We start from the raw sequence: 21,328 nt of genomic DNA, 5'->3' as shown, positions 1-21,328 counted from the left end.
GGTTCGACAGGCCCGGCGTGGGCCGCCCCTGCTCCGGGAAGTGCCCCGCTTTTCGGCGCCGTCACTCGAAGGACCCCTGAGGCTGCGCTTCGCTGCCCTGAGGCTGCAGCGGCCGCTCGGCCCGCAGTGCCTGCGCCGCGTAACCGTTGCCGGAGCCGCCGCCAGCCGCGTTGTCGGCCATCAAAGAGACCAGTTCGTAGGCCACGTGGCTGCCGGCCACCCCGGTGATTTCGGCGTGGTCGTACGCCGGGGCCACTTCCACCACATCGGCGCCGATGAGGTTCATGCCCCGGAAGCCGCGGATGATTTCCAGCAGCTCGCGGCTAGTGATGCCGCCGGCTTCCGGCGTGCCGGTGCCGGGCGCGTGGGCCGGGTCCAGCACGTCAATGTCAACGGAGAGATAGAGCGGGGTGTCGCCGATCCGGTCGCGCAGCTTCGCCACCACGTCTCGGACGCCTTCGTAGTAGACGTCGGCGCTGGTGACGACGCCGAAGCCGAAGCGGTGGTCGTCGTCGAGGTCCTTCTTACCGTAGAGCGGGCCGCGGGTTCCCACATGGCAGATGGATTCGGTGTCCAGGATGCCTTCCTCCACCGCGCGGCGGAACGGCGTGCCGTGGGTATATTCGGCGCCGAAGTAGGTGTCCCAGGTGTCCAGGTGCGCGTCGAAGTGCAGCATGGCCACCGGTCCGCCGGCGCGCTCGGCAGCCGCCCGAAGCAGCGGCAGGGCAATGGTGTGGTCGCCGCCGATGGTGACCAGCTTGGTGCCGGTGGCGGTCAAATCCAGCGCGTTCTGCTGGATGGTGTCGATGGCCTCATTGATATTGAACGGGTTGACGGCCATGTCGCCGGCGTCTGCCACCTGGACCTCTTCGAACGGACTGAGGTCCCAGGCAGGGTTGTAGGGGCGCAGCAACCGCGAGGCCTCGCGCACATGGTTGGCGCCGAAGCGCGCGCCCGGGCGGTAGGAAACGCCGGAATCGAAGGGAACACCGACGACGGCGATGTCCGCCTGCTGCACCTGGTCCAGCCGGGGCAGCCGGGCGAAGGTGGCGGCGCCGGCGTAGCGCGGGATGCGGGACGAGTCGATCGGGCCGAGGTGGCCGTTGGCTTCCACACGAAGCTCTTCCATGGTTCTCCTTCGATGCGGCGCGGACGGCGCAGGCGGTTACGCAGCGGCGTCCGGCGCGTGGCAATGTTGTCCAATGTGCAACATCTGTTGCCTGAAATGGTATTTGTGGTGCCGGTAACAGTCAAGGTTGCCCGGCTTGGCCGGATTCGCTGCGCAAGACCGGGTCAGCCCACCGGCCCGGGAACCATGCCCGCCGCGGCGTAGAGCGGGTCAGCCCACCGGCCCGGGCACCATGCCTGCCGCGGCGCAGACCGGCTCAGCGGGCAGCGGCAGGAACCAGAGTCCAGGTGACGATGGCTTCCTCGTCGGTTTCATTGATCCACGTGTGCGGCTCGCGGCCGGAAAATGAGATGGTGTCGCCGGCGGCAAGTTCATAGCGTTCGGAGGTGAAAACCAAGGTTATGCGCCCAGCAATCACGTGAAGGACATCCACATCGCAGTCCACCGAGTAGAGGTCTGTTTCGCCGCGGCCGCGCGGTGCGATCACGGCGCGGATGATCTGCAGTCGGCGTTCGTGCCGCGCGGTCAGCAGTTCCTCCTTAATGCCTTCGCCGCCCAGGTTGATCCGCGGACCCTGCCCTGCGCGCGAGAGATGCGTTTCAGGCATGGAGAAGAGATCGCCGATGGAGATGGAGAGCACCTGACACAGGGTGACCAACGATGCGACGGACGGCGAGGTCAGGTCGCGCTCCACCCGGCTGAGGAAGCCCTTGGTGAGCCCAGTGGAATCCGCAACCTGCTCAATCGTCATGCGCTGGCCTTGGCGAGCTGCACGGATCCGGGATCCGATGGCCACCGGGTCGTTGCTGGGTTCGACGGGCAGTGCCTTCACTAAACGTCCTTCTCGGGCCAGTGTGGATGGGACAGGTACGGTTGATGGGACAGCTACACGGCGTTGATGGGACAGCGGCGGCCGGAAAGACGGACTGCTGCCGCGACCGCCCAAAGTTGACGTGTGCCACAGAGCACAAATAGCTTAACACTCAACACTTGTTGCCTGACAGGCAATTTCCTATATTTCTTCTGGCGTCAGAATACTTCCCTCCCCCCTTGGAGTCCCCGATGGAGAGTCAAACCGTCAACGTCGTCATTGTGGTGGCCTATCTGGCCGCCATGCTGCTCTTCGGCTGGTGGGGCAAATCCCGCACCAAGAACACCAGCGATTACTTGGTGGCCGGCCGCCGGCTCGGCCCCTTCCTCTACACCGGAACGATGGCCGCTGTGGTGCTGGGCGGCGCCTCCACCGTGGGCGGCGTGGGCCTAGGCTACAAGTGGGGCATCTCCGGGATGTGGCTGGTGGTCGCCATCGGCTCCGGCGTGCTGCTGCTGAGCCTGCTTTTTGCGCCGACCTTGCAGAAGCTGAAGATCTACACCGTGGCGCAGATGCTCACGCTGCGTTACGGCGTGCACGCCACCAAGGTATCCGGCATCGTGATGCTGGCCTACACGCTGATGCTTTGCGCCACCTCCACCGGCGCGTATGCCACCATCATGGTGGTCCTCTTCGGCTGGGAGCGTTGGCTGTCCATTGCGGTGGGCGGTGCGATTGTGCTGATCTACTCCACGGTGGGCGGCATGTGGTCCATCACGCTGGCGGACATGGCCCAGTTCATCATCAAGACCGTCGGCGTGTTCCTGCTGATGCTGCCGTTCACGTGGTCGGCCGCCGGCGGGTTGGACGGTATCCGCGAGCGGGTCAACACGGAGTTCTTCTCGCTCACCGGCATCGGCGGGCAGACCATCATTACCTACTTCGTGGTGTACACCCTGGGCCTGCTGATCGGCCAGGACATCTGGCAGCGCGTCTTCACCGCCCGCACCCCCAAGGTGGCCCGCTGGGGTGGCGCGACGGCCGGCGTCTACTGCATCCTCTATGGCGCCGCCGGCGCACTGATCGGCATGGCCGCGTCGGTAGCGCTGCCCGCCATTGAAGTTGAGGATGACGTTTACGCCGATGTGGCGATGAACCTTCTCCCCATCGGCATCGGCGGCATTGTGCTGGCCGCCGCCGTTGCGGCGATGATGTCGACGGCGTCCGGCTGCCTGATTGCCGCCGCCACCGTGGCACGTGCGGACGTGGTGCCCTTCGTGGCCTCGTGGTTCGGGAAGCACGTCCACTACGACCATGAGAACACCGAACACGACGTAGCCGGCAACCGCTGGTGGGTCTTCGGTCTGGGAGCTGTCTCGATCCTGCTGGCCATCGTGGTGCAGGATGTGGTGGCAGCCCTCACCATTGCCTACGACATTCTGGTGGGCGGCCTGCTGGTAGCAATCCTGGGCGGGCTGGTTTGGCGCCGCGGCACCGGACTGGGAGCTGCATGGTCCATGGCGGCCGGCACAGTCGTCACGCTGACCACCATGATCGTTTTGGAAATCAACGCGGAGGAACAGTACGGCGGCGTCTACGCCAACGAGCCCATTTACTATGGCCTGGTTGCCTCCGCCCTGACCTACCTTGGGGTGTCGCTGCTCTCGAAGCCCACCGACGCCGCCGTCAGGCTGGCCTGGGACCGCCGGGTTGCCGGACAGTCGCTGGAGGAAGTTCCGGTTGAGGGGCCCGACGAGGTCGCCTCGCGCTGACCGCGATCGCCCAGCTACTCCCCCGCGCCCCGGAACCCGTCCAGGTTCCGGGGCGCGGTTGTGCCGCTGGCAAACAGCTACAATGGAGGTTGCGAAGGGGAGTAGCTCCACCGCCGCGCGGCAACGCGCACGAGCGTGGAGGCCTGTCGACATACTGGCCAGCATGAGCGGCCCGGCAGTCCACCTGGGCGCACGGAAGGGCACAGCCTGATCCTGCGCAGAGGCGAGCGAGACCTTCGGTCAGTTGATAGTTAACTGACCGGAGATCATTGAACCGTCTCCGGTCCGACTCAGGAGCAGCGTGACAACGAGCCCCGATCCAGCCGGCCCCAACCCTCTGGACCCCCAGCACGACGGCCAAGCAACGCCGTCGAAATCCGACATTAGGCTATGGCGCCGCTATCTGGCCGACGAACGAGCCGAAGCCGCAATCTACCGTGATTTGGCCCAGCGCCGCGACGGCGAAGAACGCGAAATCCTGCACGCGCTGGCCGAGGCGGAAGGCCGGCACGAAAAGCACTGGCGCGATCTGCTGGGCGAGCACGGCACGCAACGGCTCCGTCCGTCCTTCCGCCGGACCGTGCTGCGTTTCCTGGCCCGCCGGTTCGGCTCGGTGTTCGTGTTGGCCCTGGCACAGCGGGCCGAGAGCCGCTCCCCCTACGCGACCGAGCCCGCCGCCACCGAGGCCATGGCCGCCGACGAACTGATCCACGAAGAGGTCATCCGCGGCCTGGCCACCCGCGGCCGGGCACGACTCTCCGGCAACTTCCGCGCCGCGGTCTTCGGCGCGAACGACGGCCTGGTCTCCAACCTGGCGCTGATCATGGGCATCGGCGCCACCGGCGTTTCCAGCGGGTTCATTCTGTTCAGCGGCTTCGCCGGCTTGCTGGCCGGCGCACTGTCCATGGGTGCCGGTGAATACGTGTCCGTCCGATCCCAGCGCGAGTTGCTCTCCGCGACCCGGCCCACCCAGATCACGCTGCAGGCGGCACCCGATCTGGACCTGAACGCCAACGAACTGGTGCTGGTGTACCGCGCCCGCGGCATGACACCGGAAGCAGCCGAGCACCGCGCCGCGGAACGGATGGGCTATCTGGACTGCGACTGTGATCCGAGCCTGTCCCTGCAGCCGGCGGAAACCTACGCCAACGACTATCAGGAGATCGGCACCGGCTGGAATGCCGCCGTGTCCAGCTTCCTGTTCTTCTCCTCCGGGGCCCTGATCCCGATCCTGCCGTACATCTTCGGCCTCCAAGGCACCGCGGCAGTGGTGGTCGCGCTGATCTTGGTCGGTCTGGCACTGCTGGTGACCGGTGGAATTGTCGGGCTCCTCTCCGGTGCTTCACCGTTCAAGCGCGGCCTGCGGCAGCTGGCGATTGGTTTCGGCGCGGCGCTGGCCACCTACTTGTTGGGCTCGCTCTTCGGCACCGCCACGGCCTGATCCCCGGCCCCGGCTAGCTGGTTCACTTGCCGGTCATCCTGTGGACATCTACCGTTTGCCTCGCAGCTTGGTTACTGTATGGCAAGCGGGGCAACGACGCTCCCGCTGTCCGCCATGCGAGGGGGACCATGAGCTGGCCGCCGACCGACGGCCCGGGCGAGGCGCCGGGTCCCGGTCGGAACGTGCCCAGATCCTTCACCAGGCAGGTGCCGCACGGGGCCCCGACCGAATCCGGCGGAGGACCGGGGTCCGGTGCCGCCACGGAAAAGGCGGAGACCTGGGTCAACCCGACGGCGCGGCAGGGCCCGTTTCCGTGGCAGCATTCCGTCCGGCCGCTGCCCCCGTGGCACGTCTCCGTCCCCGGTCCGGAGCTGAAGGCCAGGAGCGGTCCGACGCCGTTCGGCAAGCTGATCCTGTTCGCGGCCGTGGCGGGACTGGTGGCTTGGGCGTTCATCTGGCTGGCCCAGCCGCGGCTCGCGTCGGCGGTGCCACCCAGCGGAGCGGCCAACGGCGTCCCATTCGACGGCGGGTCCACGGCTGAGGGCTTGGGCCACGGCGGGTTTCCGCCGTCGGGGGTCGACATCGCTGAGGCGCCGCTGGGCGTTCCGGCGCCGCTGTACGAGGAGAGCAATTCGTATCGCTTCCTCGCCTCGCCAACCGAGGGTCAGGACTACATCGCCTACGACCCGTGCCGTCCGATCCGCTACGTGGTCCAGGCGGCGGATTCCCCCGTGGGCGGCACTGACCTTGTTCATCAAGCGGTGAAACAGGTTTCCAACGCCACCGGCCTGCAGTTCATCTACGAAGGAACGACCAGCGAGCAGCCCACCGAGAAGCGCCCGTCCTACCAACCGGAACGCTACGGCGAGCGCTGGGCCCCGGTGCTGATTGCCTGGTCCGATCCCGACCACAGCCCCGCCCTGGTTGGCCCTACCATTGGCCTGGGCGGAAGCGGCTGGGCCTCGCGGGGCGGGGTGTCCGCCTACGTTTCCGGCCAGATCGAGCTGGACACGCCGCAGTTCCGCCAGCTGCTCGGTGCTCCGGCTGGAAAAGATGCAGCCCGGGCCATCATCATGCACGAACTGGGCCACCTGATCGGGCTGGACCACGTGGATGACCCCAACCAGCTGATGTACGCCCAGGCCTCGCACGACATCCTGGAATTTGCCGACGGGGACCTCTCCGGCCTGTCCTTGCTGGGCCAAGGCGAGTGCGTTCCCGAGCTATAGGACGTCGCTAGAGCACGTCCAGGGCCTGGTCCACGGTATCCACCAAATGCACCGAATCTTCCATATCGCGGCCGCGGGCCAGCGCCTGCAGCAGCGGCCAGGCCGGAAGCTCCTCGGTCCAGTATTTCCGCCCCACCAGCACCATCGGCGAGAGCGCTTCGGGGGTAGCGTAGTAGTTTTCGCAGGCGTCCTGGAAAATTTCCTGCACGGTGCCGCCGGCGCCGGGCAGGAAAACGATGCCGCCGTCGCAGCGCTGCAGCAGCACCGCCTCGCGGACGGCGTTGCCGAAGTACTTCGCAATGTGGGTGGCGAAGAGGTTCGGCGGTTCGTGGCCATAGTGCCATGTGGGAATGCCCAGATTGACGACGCCGGTGCCCGCCTGCGCGAGCACGTCGGCTGCGGCGCGGGCCCAGTCAGTCACGGATGGCCGGAACCCGGGGACCAGGGCCAGCCGGTCCAGGGCAGCCGCAAACTCGTCGTCGCCGGTCGCTGACAGGTAGGCGCCGAGGTTGGCTGCCTCCATGGCACCGGGCCCACCGCCAGTCGCCACGGCATAGCCCGCCTTGGCGAGGAGTCTGCCCAGCCGGGCGGCGCGGTCATACGTTGCGCTCCCCCGCGCGGCAGCATGCCCGCCCATCACCCCTACCATTTTGCTGTCGGCAAACACCGTGCCGGCCAAAGCTTCCATCGCGTCGCCGACGGCATGGTCATGCAGGCTCGCGGCCAGGGTGGCATCCAGATCGCGACGGGTGGCGGTCCGCGACGACCAGGCGTACACCTGCGCGTCCAGCGTGGCTTCGTACGGCCCGGTCTCCAGCCCGCTGTAAAGCTCGGCGGCCGTGTAGACCTGGCTGCGGTACGGATCGAACGGGACACCCGGCAGCGTCGGAAAGATCAGCGCTCCGTGGCGGTGCAGCCAGTCCTCGGTGGCGGGCTCAAAATCACAGCCTAGGAACACAGCGCCGGCCGGATCCAAGCTGCGCAGGGCCTCGGAGCGCGCGGTGAGGTCCACCGATTGGAAGTGCCAGCCGTCCATCGACGGCTGGCTGTCGCCGGACGGTTTCCGGGCAATAAGCCGGTCGAAGTCCTCCAGCGACTCGATCTCGACGACGCGCGGTTGCTGATGAAGTGCCGCTGATGTGTCCATTCAGGCAAGCATAACCACGGGGGCCGGGCCGCCCGCCGCGCTGCGGGAGCGGGTCGGTGCGGCGGGCGTGCTACCGGTTGCTGGCTTCGGCTCGTCGCAGGTCGGTGTTCGCCGGATGGTTGCCCTCGGTCTCGGCGGTGATCATCACGTTCCCCTCCGAGAGTGCCTCCGGCATGACATCCGGTTCCAGCGTCGTGGCCAACGGCTTTTCCACTACGAACAGGCAGAGCACGGTCGCGGCCAGGGCCAGCGGAACCATCCAGAGGAACAGCGGCATCAAGGCTTCGTTGTAGGACGCGACGATCACGTCATGCACGGGTGCCGGGAGGTGCTCCACCATGTCCGGAGTCAGCGAGTTGCCGCCGCCGGTGGCTGCGACCGCGGCGGACGGCAGCCTATCGGTCAGCAGATCGACGAGCCGGTGGGCGAACAGACTGCCGACGACGGCCGAACCGAGCGTGGCGCCGATCTGGCGGAAGAAGTTGTTCGCCGCCGTCGCCGTGCCCACCTGCCGCAGCGGGAAGGAGTTCTGCACGATGAGCACCAGGATCTGCATGTTCAGGCCCAGGCCAAGACCAAGCAGTCCCAGGTAGACGCAGAGCACCCACACTCCGGTATCCGCATGAACAAAGCTCATCAGCAGCAAGGCCACGCCCACGATGGCGGAGCCAACCACCGGCATCCACTTGTAGCGGCCGGTCTTGGACACCAGGACGCCGGAGATCATTGACGAAGCCAGCAGTGCAGCCATCATAGGAATCATGAGCATGCCGGCAGCGGTAGCAGATACCCCGGTGGCCATCTGGAAGTAGGTGGGCATGTAGCCGAGCGCGCCGAACATGGCCACGGAGACAAACAGGCCCGCGATGGTGGTCATGATGAAGTTGCGGTCGCGGAACATGGACATCGGAATGATCGGCTCGGCCGTCTTCCGCTCCACCAGCACAAACCCGACGGCGGCCAGCACCGTCCCGGCGATCAGCCCGATGATCATCGGATCCGACCATGCATAGGTGCTGCCGCCCCAGCTGCTCACCAAAACGAGTCCGGTAGTGGCAGCCGCCATCAGCAGCATGCCCCAGAAATCCAGCTTCGGCCGCACCGTAACCGGACGCGACTTCAGGAAGAACAGGGCGCCAATCAGCGCCAAAGCGCCCACCGGGAGATTGATCCAGAAGGCCCAGCGCCAACCCGGCCCCTCAGTGAACCAACCACCCAGCAGCGGGCCCACGACGGAGGAAAACGCAAAGACGCCGCCCATCGCGCCCATGTACTTGCCCCGTTCCCGGGCGGGAACGACGTCGGCGATGATGGCCTGCGAAAGGATCATCAAGCCGCCACCACCCAGGCCCTGGACCACGCGGGAGGCAATCAGCCAGCCCATGTCCGGTGCCAGGGCACCGATCACCGAACCGATCAGGAACACGATGATCGCGCCGACCAGCAGATACTTGCGGCCAATCTGGTCGCCCAGCTTGCCGTAGATGGGCATCATGATGGTGGCCGCCAAGATGTAGGCGGTGATCACCCAGAGCATCAGGTTGGCGCCGTTCAACTCGCCCACGATGGTGGGCAGTGCGGTCGCCAGGATGGTCTGGTTTAGCGCGGCCAGCAACATGGCCATCATCAGCGCGACGAACACCAGCAGCAGGTTGCCGTGGCTGTGGCCATGCTGACCCGGCTGGGACGGGTTGGATGCCGCGCGACGCTGTTGCGTCTGCAAGCTATCGTTCTTCATTCGGATTCCTTCAGGACTGCACGCAGCAGGGCCAAGCTGTGCTCGAGCGCCTCCGTCTGCGATTCCAGGGTGGGTTGGGACATCGTTTTTTGCATGGCAAAGCGGAGCGCGGTGCCCGCCGTCATCACGAGCATGCGGACAGCGTCTTCGGGGGTGTACTGCCCGCCGACGGGGTGTGCGGCCAAAGTCCGTTCAGCATCCGCGAGCCGGTCGGACCCGGCCAGCAGTTCGGAGACAGCCGTAGTCACCAGCTGCTCCACTTTGACCACGTACTGGACGCGGCGGTGCAGCAGGTGCGGGTACTTGTGGAGGATCCGGTGGCGGATCGCATCGTCCCCGCCCTGAATGGAACGAGTGACTGCCAGCATCAGCTTGGCGACTTCGTCCAGCAGGTTCGCGTGGACGTCGAATTCGGCGAGCATGGCCTCGTCAAGCACCGGCTCCCGCAGGCCCAGCACTGCGTCTTCCTTGCACGGAAAGTAATTGAAAAACGTGCGCGGCGAAACCCCGGCAGCGTTAGCTACCCCGTCAACGGTGACGCCCTCTATTCCGCCTTCCAGTGCCGCCTGAGCAGCGGCATCATGCAGCGCGGCCCAGCACTCAGCGCGCTTACGCTCACGCAGGGAATTTAGTTGACTCACCGAACCAGTGTGCCAGCGGCCGGACGGCTTACACAAGCGCAAACTTGCACTCCTGCAAAACTTAGACCAACGTCACACCCGGCCCCGACGTCAAGCAGGGATCGGCACGTCTGAGCGCGCACCGCCGAACGGGGAGCAAGTCAGCGGAAGCGTAGGGCTGGATGATTTCTACAAGCGCGCATCGCCGAACCACGGGTCAGCGAGAATCTCTCAGGCGTGGGGCAGATTCAGAAGCGCCCATAGCCGCACGACAAACGAGCGAAGCATGTTCGGAGGGATGAGTGGTTTCCATAAGCGCGCATCGCCGAACCAGGACCGGCGAGATGTCTCAGGGGTTGGGCAGCTTTCATAAGCACGCATCGCCGAGCGAGGAACGAGCGAGGTGTCTAAGTGCGTTGAAAGCTACCCAACCCAACTGAGGACTAGCGAAGAACTACCGTCCGGTTCCCGTGCAGGATCACCCGTCCCTCGCAGTGCCACCTGACCGCATTCGTCAGCGCCTTGCACTCCGTATCGCGGCCGGCGGCCACCAGATCCTCGGGACCGAACGTATGGTTGACCTCCACTGTCTGCTGGGCGATGATCGGGCCCTCGTCCAGCTCGGCGTTGACATAGTGGGCGGTGGCGCCGACGGTCTTGACGCCCTTTTCATACGCCTGGTGGTAGGGCTTGGCGCCCTTGAAACTCGGCAGGAACGAATGGTGGATGTTGATGGTACGCCCGGTCAGTTCCCGGCTGAGGTGGTCGCTGAGCACCTGCATGTAACGGGCCAACACCACCAACTCCACGTCGTGCGCGTCGATCAGCTCCAGCAGTTCGGCTTCCGCGGCAGGTTTTGTTTCCGGCGTGACCGGCACATGGTGGTAGGGAATGTTGTGCCACTCCACCAGCCCCTTGTGGTCCAGGTGGTTGGAGACCACGGCGACGATCTCCACCGGCAGCTCCCCCATCCGCGAGCGGAACAGCAGGTCGTTCAGGCAGTGCCCGAACTTGGAAACCATCACCAGCACCCGCCGCTTGCGGCCCTTCGGTTCCAGCTGCCAGGCCATCCCGTACTGCTCGGCCAGCGGCGCAAAGGCGGCGCGCAACTCCTCGGTGGATGTTCCGGTGCCGCTCTGCCCGGCGAAGTCCGTGCGCATGAAGAAATGCCCGGCCCGCCGGTCGTCGAACTGATTGAGCTCCTGGATGGTCTGCCCGTGCTCCACCAGGAAGCCGGAGACGGCGTGCACCAGGCCCAGCCGCTCCGGGCAGTCAAGCGTCAGGATGTGCTCATTGTGGTTCGGCATGGTGCTACCTCGTTCTCCTTCAGCATTCAATAACGTTCACGGCCAGTCCGCCGCGGGACGTCTCCTTGTATTTGGCCTTCATGTCCGCCCCGGTATCGCGCATGGTTTTGATCGCCATGTCCAGGGAGACCCGGTGGTCGCCGTCGCCGGCCAGCGCCAGCCGCGCCGCGTTGATGGCCTTCACGCTGGCGATGGCATTCCGCTCGATGCACGGAATCTGCACCAGGCCGCCCACCGGATCGCAGGTAAGGCCCAGGTTGTGCTCGATGCCCACCTCGGCGGCGTTTTCCACCTGCTCGGGAGTCCCGCCGAGCACCGCACAGAGAGCCCCGGCTGCCATCGAGCAAGCCGAACCGACCTCGCCCTGGCAGCCGACCTCGGCGCCGGAGATCGACGCGTTGGTCTTGAACAGGATGCCGATGGCTGCCGCGGTGAGCAGGAAGTCCACTACCTTGTCGTCGTCGGCGCCGGGCACGAACCTGGTGTAGTAGTGCAGCACTGCGGGCAGGATTCCGGCCGCCCCGTTGGTGGGGGCGGTGACAATGCGCCCGCCGGAGGCGTTCTCCTCGTTGACCGCCAGCGCGTACAGGTTCACCCATTCCATCGCCCACAGTGGGTCCGCATCCGGCGTGCCGTCCGCGACACGTGCCGCCTCGGCGGCGCGCAGCCTGCGCCGCAGCCCCGGAGCACGACGACGGACCAACAGTGATCCGGGCAGCCTCTCCTCGGTGCGGGTGCAGCCGTTTTCCACGCATTCCTGCATCACCGCCCAGATCCGCAGCAGCTGAGCCCGCAGCTCGGCTTCGGTCCGCCAGGTCAGCTCGTTCGCCAGCATCACGCCGGCAATGGAGGTCCCGGCCTCCCGGCAGCGGGCCAGCAGTTCGGCGCCGCTGCTGAACGGATACGGGATCTGGCCGCCGTCGGCCGCATCAGGCAGGGTCGCCTCGGCGGCGCCGGTAGCGTTGTCAGCCGCCGCGGCCTGCTCGGCCGCTTCGGCTTCTTCAGCCGGCACCACGAACCCGCCGCCCACCGAATAATAGGAGGATTCACGCACCGGCGAGCCATCGGCGTCGTACGCGGTGAAGGTCATCCCATTGGGGTGGGCCGGCAGCGAGCGGCGGCGGTGCAAAACCACATCCGCCGCCCGGTCGAACACCACCGGGTGCCTGCCTGCCAACTGCAGCTTCCGCCCCTCGGCCGCCTCCGCCACCTGCGCATCGGCCGTGTCGGGGTCGACCGACTCCGGGTCCTCGCCCTGCAGGCCCAGGACCACCGCCTTGTCCGACCCGTGCCCGACGCCGGTGGCACCGAGCGAGCCGAACAGCTCCGATTTGACCCGGGCCACCGAATCCAGCAGCCCGTCCTCAGCCAGCGACTCGGCAAACTGCCGCGCGGCCCGCATCGGACCGACCGTGTGCGACGACGACGGCCCGATGCCGATCGAGAACAAGTCCAGCGCGCTCAGTGCCATCTCAATCAACCTCGGGCGCAGCGAACTCCGTCATCGCGTCCAGCAGCCACCGGGCGGTGAAGTCGGCGAACGATGCCCGCGGCATGATCCGGTAGACCGGGCCGCCCTCACGCTCAGCGGTCTGCCACAGCAGCACCGGCACCGTGGCCAGCTGCGTGCTGAGCGCTGTGCCGGGTCCGAAGACCCGGGGATGCAGGTCCGCGTGGCAGCCCTTTTCCAGCACCAGTCGGGCCGACGGTCCGGACAGCTCCAGGGTGGTGCGATTGGCCGACAGATCGACGACGGCGCCCGGGTGGCTGCCGAGCGCGGCAGTCAGTTCCGCGGCGGCTGCCGATCCGTCCGGGGCGACCAGCAGGTACTCGTCCGGTCCCAGCCAGAGCACCGCGGTGCCCTCCGGGTCGCCGGTGACCTGGCCAACCTTGCCGGGCAACGGCACTCCGGCGGCGGTCTCAATGGCGGCAGCGGCGGCCGAACCGGGCTCGGCACGCAAGCCCACCATGGTCAGGAACGGGACTTCGCGCAGCGCCACGCCGCGTTCGCCCGCCACCTCGCCGCCCCGGATGGCTTCTGCCAAGTGGGCCAGCGGGCTGCGCCGCAGTTGGACCGGCTGACCGGCCCGCGTCGAATTGTGTACGGACTGTTCCATCAGTTGCTCAGCCATCTCGGCGGCTTCCTTCCGGGTCGAAGAGTACGGTGTCTGCCACGGTGACCTCCACCAGCTTGCCGTCCAGCGGGGCCAGCAGGGTTTCGCCAATGCGGTCGCGGCCGTTCTTGATCAGCGCCAGGCCGAAGGTGCGGCCCAGGGCGGCGCTGCGGTAGCTGGAGGTCACGTGGCCCTCCATCGGCACGGGCGCCTCGGCCGGGGCGACCCGGGTGCCCTGCTTGACCAACTGCGACCCTTCGGGCAGCAGCACGTCCTGGTCCACCGGGAGCACACCGACCAATTGCTTGCGGTCGGGACGCACGTTGTCGGCCCGGCTGTAGGAGCGATTGCCCACAAAGTCCTTGGCCTTGGAGACGATCCACTCCATGCCGGCGTCCTGCGGGGTCACGGTGCCATCGGTGTCCTGGCCCACGATGATGAAGCCCTTTTCGGCGCGCAGCACGTGCATGGTCTCGGTGCCGTAGGGGGTGATGCCGTACTCGGCGCCGGCCTCGGCCACCGCATCCCACACAGCCCGGCCGTACCAGGCGTCCACGTTGATTTCGAAGGCGAGTTCGCCGGAGAAGGAGATCCGGCAGATCCGCGCCGGAATGCCGTTGGCCAGCGTGACGTCGCGGAAGTCCATGAACGCGAAGGCCTCGTTGGAGACGTCCAGTTCCGGCGCCAGCTTCGCCACTACCGCCCGCGACTTCGGCCCGACAACGGCTACTGTGGCGAACTGCTCGGTGACCGACGTGCAGACCACGTCCAGTTCCGGCCACTCGGTCTGCAGCCATTCTTCGAACCAGTCCAGCACCTTTGCCGCACCGCCGGTGGTGGTGGTCAGCAGGAACCGGTCCTCGGCCAGGCGCATGACGGTGCCGTCGTCGAAGATCATTCCGTCCGGTGTGCACATCACGCCGTAGCGGCATTTGCCCACCTTCAGCTTGGTGTAGCCGTTGGTGTAGATCCGGTTCAGGAATTCGGCCGCGTCCTTGCCGCGGACCTCGATCTTGCCCAGGGTGGTGGCGTCCATGAAGCCCACCGAGGAGCGCACCGCGGCACACTCGCGCAGCACGGCGGTCTCCATGTCCTCGCCGGGCTTCGGGAAGAACCACGGACGCTTCCACTGGCCCACGTCCTCGAACTCCGCCCCGCTGGCCACATGCCACTCGTGCATCGGGGTCAGCCGCGCCGGATCGAAGAGTTCGCCGCGCTTGCGTCCGGCGAGCGCCGCGAAGGCGACCGGCGTGTAGGGCGCACGGTAGGTGGTGGTGCCGATCGAGCCGATGTCCCCGCTCTTGAGCGCATGCCCGATCACGCCGATCACGTTCACACCGGAGGTCTTGCCCTGTTCGTCGCCGGTGGAGATGGAGGTGTAGCGCTTGACGTGCTCCACGCTGCGCATGCCGGCTCCGGTGGCCCGCAGCACGTCGGCCACGGTCTGGTCCCGGTGCAGGTCCACGAAATGGCTGCGCCAGTCCGGCTCGCCACCGTCTTCGACTGCGGCCGGCACCAGCCACAGCTGGCGGAATTCGCCCGCTGCGGCCTTCCGGTCTTCCGCGGACAGAACGACGGCGGCGCCCGGCTCAGCGTGATCCGTCGCCTCGGCCTCGTGTGCCGGGAATCCGGCGGCCTGCGTTGCAGCACGGCCCGCGGCCGCACCTTCAAGCACGCAGTGCTCGGTGTCGAAGGTGCCGTTCAGCGCACCGGCCACTTGCTGGCCGGCCACCGGAGCCACCGGCACGAACGCGGCAAGATCCTCGTCCCAGCGGGACTTGCCCTGGCGCTGGCTGTGCAGGTGGATGGTGGGAGTCCAGCCGCCGGAGACAGCCAACAGATCGCACTCGATCCGACGGGTAGCGCCGGCGGGAGCACCGCCGTCGTCAAGGGCGCTTACCGTGACGGCGGAGATCCGGCCGCCGTCTCCGGCGCCCTCGGTGTCCACCACGGCGGAACCGGTGATCACCTCGACGCCGGACTCGCGGGCCGCCGTCGCCTTGGCGGACAGCTCGGCGCGGGCGTCCACCACGGCGGAGACGGCGAGGCCCGCGGCCTGCAGGTCCGCTACGGCGTCGTAGACACTGTCGTTGGTGGTGAAGAAGACCGCTGCGCGGCCCGGGGCCGCGGCGTAGCGGTTGACGTAGCTGCGCACCGCGCCGGCCAGCATGACGCCGGGCCGGTCGTTGTTGGCAAAGGTGACCGGCCGCTCCAGGGACCCCGGCGCGAGCACAATCTGCTGGGCCCTGATGTGCCAGAGCCGGCTGCGCGAAACACCTTCCGGAGCGTCACCCAGATGGTCGGTGCGGCGCTGGCTGGCCAGCAGGTAGTTGGAGTCGTAGCTGCCAAAGGCCACGGTGCGGCGCAGCAGTGTGCAGTCCTCGGCCGCGGCGAGCTCGGCCAGCACGTCCGCGGTCCACTCGGCTGCAGGCTTGCCCTCGATCAGCTGGCCGGGTGCGGACAGCAGCGAGCCGCCGAATTCGGTGTCCTGCTCGATCAGGATCACCCGGCCGCCGCCGCGGACGGCTTCCCGGCCGGCTGCCAGGCCGGCCGGGCCGGAGCCGACAATCACCACGTCGGCGTGGACGTATTTCTTGTCGTAGCGTGCGGTGTCGTCGCGCGGATCCAGCGTGCCCAGCCCGGACAGGTAGCGGGCCTGCAGCCCGTCACGCAGTTCCACGGTGGTGGCGGTCAGCATGGATTCGTCGACCGGGTTGGCCGGGCCGGAGGCGGACACGTGGATCAGCGCGTTGGCCTCTTCCACGCCGGCGCTCATGATGCCGCGCGGGCGGTCCAGGTACATGGAGTTCCCGCAGCGGATCACGCCGTTGGCCAGCAGCGCGCTGGCCACGGTGTCGCCGCGGTAGCCGGTGTAGGCGGTGCCGTCCACCGTGAAGCTCAGTTCGGCACTGCGGTCGACGCGGCCGCCATCGGCCAGGCGATGGGTCTGGGTGGTGCTCACTTCGCGGCTCCTTCCGGTGCGGTTGACGGTGTGGTTGCAGTTGCCGGGGTGGCACTGGCCTGGGCGGCGAGCGCGGCCAGGTCCGGCTGTGGTTCGCCGGCCTTGTAGACGGCCTTGATTTCGTAGCTGACGGTGTCGCGGACGGCGTTGAACCAGCGTCGGCAGCCGCCGGAGTGGGACCACCGCTCGGCGAAGAGGCCCTTGCGGTTCTCCCGGTAGAACAGGTACTGGGCCCATTCCCGGTCGCTCAGTGCGTGCGGGTCGGCGGGGTAGGCCACATGTGCCTGGCCGCCGTAATGGTATTCGGTTTCATCGCGTGGCCCGCAGTAGGGGCATTCGATCAGGATCATCGAGGAAGTCCTTCCTAGTGGGCCACGGCAGCGGCGCCGTGTTCGTCGATCAGGTGGCCGGTTTCGAAGCGCTCCAGCGCGAACGGTGCGTTCAGCGGATGCGCTTCTCCGGTGGCGATGGTGTGGGCGAAGGTGTAGCCGGCGCCCGGAGTGCCCTTGAAGCCGCCGGTGCCCCAGCCGCAGTTGACGAACATGCCGTCCACCGGCGTCGGGCCGATGATCGGCGAGGCGTCCAGAGTGGTGTCCACGATGCCGCCCCAGGTCCGCAGCAGGTGTGCGCGGGCAAAGATCGGGAAGAGTTCGACGGCGGCGGCCATCTGTTCCTCGATGACATGGAAAGCGCCGCGTTGGCCGTACCCGTTGTAGCTGTCGATGCCCGCGCCCATCACCAGTTCGCCCTTGTGCGCCTGCGAGACGTAGACGTGGACGTGGTTGGACATCACCACGGTGGGGTGGACCGGCTCGAACAGCTCGGACACCAGGGCCTGCAGCGGGTGCGACTGGATCGGCAGCCGGAAACCGGCCAGTTCCGCCAGCACCGAGCTGTGTCCGGCGGCTGCGAGCCCCACCTTGTCGGTGAGGATGCGGCCGCGCGTGGTTTCGACGCCGGTCACGCGGTCGCCGTCCTTGAGGAAGCCGGTGACCTCGCAGTTCTGGATGATGTCCACGCCCATCTCGTCGCACTTGCGGGCGAAGGCCCAGGCCACATGGTCGTGCTTGGCGATGCCGGCCCGCGGCTGGTAGGTGGCGCCCATGACCGGGTAGCGGATGTTATCGCCGATATTGACGATCGGGCAGACTTCCTTGACCTCTTCGGGGGTCAGCCATTCGGCGTCCACGCCGTTGAGCTTGTTGGCCTCCACCCGGCGGACGGACTCGCGGACGTCGCCCAGTGTGTGGGCCAGGTTGAGCACGCCGCGCTGGCTGAACAGGAAGTCGTATTCGAGTTCCTCCGGCAGCTGTTCCCACAGCTTCAGCGAGTGCTCGTAGATGGCCGCCGACTCATCCCACAAATAGTTGGAGCGGATGATCGTGGTGTTGCGGGCCATGTTGCCGCCGGCCAGCCAGCCGCGTTCCAGGATCGCAATGTTGGTCATGCCGTGGTTCTTGGCCAGGAAGTAGGCGGTGGCCAGTCCGTGGCCACCACCGCCAACGATGACGGCGTCGTAGGAGGATTTCGGCTCGGGATTCCGCCAGAGGAAATCCGGATGCTCGGGCAGCAGGTCGGCCATTATGCGGCTCCGTTCGGCTTGGCGTTCAGGTTGGGGTACAGCGGGAACTTCTCCGCCAGCACGGTGACCCGGCTGCGCAGTTCGGACAGCAGGTCGGCGGCGGGTTCGCGGGTCAGCGCGGCGGCGATGATGTCGGCCACCTCGGTGAATTCGGCGGTACCGAAGCCGCGGGTGGCCAGTGCCGGGGTGCCGATCCGCAGGCCCGACGAGACCATCGGCGGGCGCGGATCGAAGGGGACGGCGTTGCGGTTTACCGTGATGCCGATGGAGTGCAGCCGGTCCTCGGCCTGCTGGCCGTCCAGGTCGGAGTGGCGCAGGTCCACCAGGACCAGGTGCACGTCGGTGCCGCCGCTGACCAGGCTGATGCCGGCGGCTGCCACGTCGTCGGCCAGCAGGCGCTTGGCCAGCAGCTGCGAGCCTTCGAGCGTGCGGCGCTGCCGGTCGGCGAACTCATCGGAGGCTGCGAACTTGAAGGCCACGGCCTTGGCCGCCACGACGTGCTCCAGCGGGCCGCCCTGCTGGCCGGGGAACACCGCGGAGTTGATCTTCTTGGCCAGCTCCTGCTTGGAAAGGATGACTCCCCCGCGCGGGCCGCCCAGCGTTTTGTGGGTTGTGGTGGTGACGACGTCGGCATAGGGCACCGGGTTCGGGTGCAGTCCGGCGGCGACGAGTCCGGCGAAGTGCGCCATGTCCACCATCAGGTAGGCGCCGACCTTGTCCGCGATGCGGCGGAACTCGGCGAAATCCAGCTGCCGGGTGTAGGCGGACCAGCCGGCCACAATCAGCTTCGGCTCGTGCTCGACGGCGAGCCGCTCCACTTCCGCCATGTCGATCTGGTGGTCGCTCTCGGACACACCATAGGAAACCACGTTGTAGAGCTTGCCGGAGAAGTTGATCTTCATGCCGTGGGTCAGGTGGCCGCCGTGCGCCAGATCCAGGCCCAGGATGGTGTCGCCAGGCGTGAGCAGTGCGAACATCGCCGCCGCGTTGGCTTGCGCGCCGGAGTGCGGCTGGACGTTGGCGGCCTCTGCTCCGAAGAGTTCCTTGACCCGGTCGATTGCCAACTGCTCGATCACGTCCACGTGCTCGCAGCCGCCGTAGTAACGCCGGCCCGGATAGCCTTCGGCGTACTTGTTGGTCAGCACCGATCCTTGGGCTTCCATCACAGCCTGGGGCGCGAAGTTCTCCGACGCGATCATCTCCAGGGTGGACTGCTGCCGCTCCAGTTCGCGGTCAATGGCTGCGGCGACCTCGGGGTCGGCGGCTGCCAGAGTGGTGGAAAGGGTGTTCTCCATCCGATAACTCCTTTGAAGAAACTGCTCGATCACAACTAATGTGTGACTGATATATCAGAACTGATTGCAATAGTATGATGGGGATCACAACACGTCAAGACCTTCGTTGCAACAGTCAGATTTCCGCACCGGCTGCACCGTCAATGCCCACCGACCCAGCAAGGAGCACCATGAGCATCACCGCCGAAACCGACGCCGGCGCCGAGCCCCTGTCGCTGGCCGAACAGGCTTACCGGGCCCTGCGGGACAAGCTGATCATGCTGGACATCCGGCCCGGCGCCCCGATCAACGACGGCCAGTTGGCGGCCCAGCTGGGCTTCGGCCGCACTCCCGTGCGCGAAGCCCTGAAGAAGCTGGAGATCGACCACCTGGTCATCTCCTACCCGCGGCGCGGCACCTTCGCCACCATCGTGGACATCACCGAACTGGCCGCAGTGTCTGAGCTTCGGCGCGTGCTGGAACCGCTCGCCGCCCGCAAGGCTGCGGAAGCAGCCGGCGAAACCATGCGCGCAGAACTCTCGCAGCTGGCCCGGGATATCGAGAAGCTCGACGAGCACGGGCCGGAAAAGCATGACCTGATGCGCTACGACCTCAGCGTGCACCGGGCCATATACCGTGCCGCCGGCAACCCGCATCTGGAGGACACGCTAATCCGGCTGGACAATCTCGCCACCCGGATCTGGTGCCTGGTACTGGACAAGGTCCCCTCAGTCTCCGGACACATCAGCGAGCATGTGGAACTGCTGGATTCAATTGTCGACGGCGATGCCGACCGTGCCGCCGAACTCGCCCTTGAGCACATCGTCAGCTTTGAAAAGACCATCCGCGGCGTCCTGTAACCCCAGCCAGAGGGCATCCTTCCCACGAGCTTAAAGTCGCATTCCGACAGATTCGGTGAAATGTTGACTGGATCACATTGCTCGCATATCGTTCCCGAGAAACTTATATATCAGCTATAGCGGGGGCACCTTGACACAAACATCGCACACAACAGCACACTTGGATACCGTCGAAAAAACGAGCCCGCTCCGGGTTCTGACCTATGCCGGTGCAATTGTGGCTTTCCTTATCGGCTCCGGATTCGCAACCGGCCAGGAAATCCTGCAGTACTTTACGTCCTACGGCTACTGGGGGATTTTTGGCACCGGGATCTTGGTCCTTGTACTCATGACTTACGTTGCCGTTGAGTTCTTCTCTGTCGGCCAGGCGAAGAAGTTTGAGCGTCCGTCATTGATATTCCACTACTACTGCGGCAAGTACCTGGGAACGTTCTTTGACTTCTTCTCTGTCCTTTTCGTCTTCCTGAGCTTCACGGTAATGGTCTCCGGGGCGGGCGCAGTCTTCGAGGAGCATTACAAGCTTTCCAAATACATCGGAGGCATCGGACTGGCCGTCGCGGTGGGTATCAGCGTGTGGTTCGGCCTGAAGAGCTTGGTTGACGTCATCGGCAAGATCGGCCCTCTCATCGTTGTCATCGCGATTGCACTCGGCATCGTCGGGATCTTACAGAACCCGGGCGGGATCGCCGAAGGCAATGCGCTGCTGCCCGAACTGGATCTAACCCAGGCCTCGACAAACTGGTTCATGTCCGGCCTGTCCTACGTCGGCTTCTGCATGCTGTGGCTGGCGGCTTTCCTCACGGCGCTGGGCAAGACGGCGCGTAACCGCCGGGAAGCGGCCTCCGGCGGGCTGGTCGGGGCAGTTGCCTTCTCGGTGGCCTGCATCATCGTCGGGCTGGGCCTGCTCGCGAACATCACGCGCGTCGGCGGGACCGAGATTCCGATGCTCGTTCTGGCGAGCGACGTTGGCCCGCTGATAGCCTCCGGAATTTCCCTCATGATCCTCGCAGGCATCTACACGACGGCCGTCCCGTTGTTGTGGACAGTCTCATCGCGCTTCTTCGCCGACAAGACGCCCCGGTTCAAGTACCTCACCCTAGCTCTCGCCGCCATCGGGACCGTTATAGGCCTACTCCTCCCGTTCTCCCAGATGGTCAATATCGTGTATGTCATCAACGGCTATGTAGGCATCCTGCTGTTGGTCCTGATGCTGGTCAAGACGGGCACACGGCTGCTCCGACGCCAGCGGCTCTGACCAGAGCAGGAATCGCTGCAGTCAGAACCGGGGCCGGAGCAGCTCAAACAGGGTTGCCCGGCCCCGGCATGCAGGCCCCCGCTTCGA

The 21,328-nt window shown here is 66.4% G+C and carries 17 protein-coding genes; 5 read left to right on the top strand and 12 right to left on the bottom strand.

Translation table 11 applies throughout. The annotated features are described in order from the left end of the window. Positions 1 to 61: 61 nt before the first annotated feature. A complete protein-coding gene (gene speB / locus AC5RWX_RS10155; protein ID WP_494097358.1) occupies positions 62 to 1,129 on the bottom strand; it encodes an agmatinase in 1,068 nt (355 codons plus the stop codon). Positions 1,130 to 1,385: 256 nt separating this feature from the next. Next, positions 1,386 to 1,961 (bottom strand): helix-turn-helix domain-containing protein, encoded by a 576-nt coding sequence (locus tag AC5RWX_RS10150; RefSeq protein ID WP_493944837.1) that lies wholly within the window; start codon positions 1,959 to 1,961, stop codon positions 1,386 to 1,388. A 230-nt stretch (positions 1,962 to 2,191) separates the two neighbouring features. On the opposite strand from AC5RWX_RS10150, the gene AC5RWX_RS10145 reads away from it, so the two are divergent. From AC5RWX_RS10145 to AC5RWX_RS10135, 3 genes are all read left to right on the top strand, one after another. After that, the gene (locus tag AC5RWX_RS10145; RefSeq protein ID WP_493956995.1) at positions 2,192 to 3,712 is read left to right on the top strand and encodes a sodium:solute symporter family protein; all 1,521 of its coding nucleotides are present in this window, start codon (positions 2,192 to 2,194) and stop codon (positions 3,710 to 3,712) included. A gap of 301 nt (positions 3,713 to 4,013) precedes the next feature. After that, entirely contained in the window at positions 4,014 to 5,153 is a 1,140-nt protein-coding gene (locus AC5RWX_RS10140) for a VIT1/CCC1 transporter family protein (RefSeq protein ID WP_493941927.1), read from the top strand. Between the two features lie 128 nt (positions 5,154 to 5,281). After that, positions 5,282 to 6,382, top strand: a complete 1,101-nt coding sequence (locus AC5RWX_RS10135; RefSeq protein ID WP_494097357.1) for a matrixin family metalloprotease — start codon at positions 5,282 to 5,284, stop codon at positions 6,380 to 6,382. Between the two features lie 7 nt (positions 6,383 to 6,389). Here AC5RWX_RS10135 and AC5RWX_RS10130 read toward each other — a convergent pair whose 3' ends face one another. The 10 genes from AC5RWX_RS10130 to glyA all read right to left on the bottom strand — a co-directional run bounded on the left by AC5RWX_RS10130 (position 6,390) and on the right by glyA (position 19,147). Beyond that, the gene (locus AC5RWX_RS10130; protein ID WP_494097356.1) at positions 6,390 to 7,529 is read right to left on the bottom strand and encodes an LOG family protein; all 1,140 of its coding nucleotides are present in this window, start codon (positions 7,527 to 7,529) and stop codon (positions 6,390 to 6,392) included. Positions 7,530 to 7,599: 70 nt separating this feature from the next. Further along, positions 7,600 to 9,267, bottom strand: coding sequence for an MDR family MFS transporter (locus AC5RWX_RS10125; protein ID WP_494097355.1), 1,668 nt, complete (start codon positions 9,265 to 9,267; stop codon positions 7,600 to 7,602). Next, positions 9,264 to 9,908 (bottom strand): TetR family transcriptional regulator, encoded by a 645-nt coding sequence (locus tag AC5RWX_RS10120; protein ID WP_494097354.1) that lies wholly within the window; start codon positions 9,906 to 9,908, stop codon positions 9,264 to 9,266. Before AC5RWX_RS10120 ends, AC5RWX_RS10125 begins: the two co-directional genes overlap by 4 nt. A gap of 422 nt (positions 9,909 to 10,330) precedes the next feature. Further along, complete coding sequence (gene purU / locus AC5RWX_RS10115; protein WP_493944845.1) at positions 10,331 to 11,194, bottom strand: formyltetrahydrofolate deformylase; 864 nt, start codon at positions 11,192 to 11,194, stop codon at positions 10,331 to 10,333. 19 nt (positions 11,195 to 11,213) lie between these two features. Beyond that, the gene (locus tag AC5RWX_RS10110; protein WP_493941786.1) at positions 11,214 to 12,665 is read right to left on the bottom strand and encodes an L-serine ammonia-lyase; all 1,452 of its coding nucleotides are present in this window, start codon (positions 12,663 to 12,665) and stop codon (positions 11,214 to 11,216) included. A gap of 1 nt (position 12,666) precedes the next feature. After that, positions 12,667 to 13,326: a sarcosine oxidase subunit gamma gene (locus AC5RWX_RS10105; protein ID WP_494097353.1), complete on the bottom strand. Its 660-nt coding sequence runs from the start codon at positions 13,324 to 13,326 to the stop codon at positions 12,667 to 12,669. Further along, positions 13,319 to 16,270, bottom strand: a complete 2,952-nt coding sequence (locus AC5RWX_RS10100) for a sarcosine oxidase subunit alpha family protein (protein WP_494097352.1) — start codon at positions 16,268 to 16,270, stop codon at positions 13,319 to 13,321. Before AC5RWX_RS10100 ends, AC5RWX_RS10105 begins: the two co-directional genes overlap by 8 nt. After that, positions 16,267 to 16,620 (bottom strand): sarcosine oxidase subunit delta, encoded by a 354-nt coding sequence (locus AC5RWX_RS10095; protein ID WP_493941789.1) that lies wholly within the window; start codon positions 16,618 to 16,620, stop codon positions 16,267 to 16,269. Before AC5RWX_RS10095 ends, AC5RWX_RS10100 begins: the two co-directional genes overlap by 4 nt. Positions 16,621 to 16,634: 14 nt before the next feature. Continuing rightward, positions 16,635 to 17,852 (bottom strand): sarcosine oxidase subunit beta family protein, encoded by a 1,218-nt coding sequence (locus AC5RWX_RS10090; protein ID WP_493941790.1) that lies wholly within the window; start codon positions 17,850 to 17,852, stop codon positions 16,635 to 16,637. After that, positions 17,852 to 19,147: a serine hydroxymethyltransferase gene (gene glyA, locus AC5RWX_RS10085; protein ID WP_494097351.1), complete on the bottom strand. Its 1,296-nt coding sequence runs from the start codon at positions 19,145 to 19,147 to the stop codon at positions 17,852 to 17,854. The genes AC5RWX_RS10090 and glyA overlap by 1 nt, the downstream gene beginning before the upstream one ends. A 170-nt stretch (positions 19,148 to 19,317) precedes the next feature. Between glyA and AC5RWX_RS10080 the strand changes: the two genes are divergently transcribed. Both AC5RWX_RS10080 and AC5RWX_RS10075 read left to right on the top strand, forming a co-directional pair. Beyond that, a complete protein-coding gene (locus AC5RWX_RS10080; RefSeq protein WP_493941792.1) occupies positions 19,318 to 19,986 on the top strand; it encodes a GntR family transcriptional regulator in 669 nt (222 codons plus the stop codon). A 160-nt stretch (positions 19,987 to 20,146) separates the two neighbouring features. Next, the gene (locus tag AC5RWX_RS10075) at positions 20,147 to 21,241 is read left to right on the top strand and encodes a YkvI family membrane protein (RefSeq protein ID WP_494097350.1); all 1,095 of its coding nucleotides are present in this window, start codon (positions 20,147 to 20,149) and stop codon (positions 21,239 to 21,241) included. Positions 21,242 to 21,328: the final 87 nt, after the last annotated feature.

The organism is Arthrobacter sp. SPT-J7 (assembly GCF_059089965.1).
This window is presented reverse-complemented; position numbering and strand designations above follow the sequence as displayed.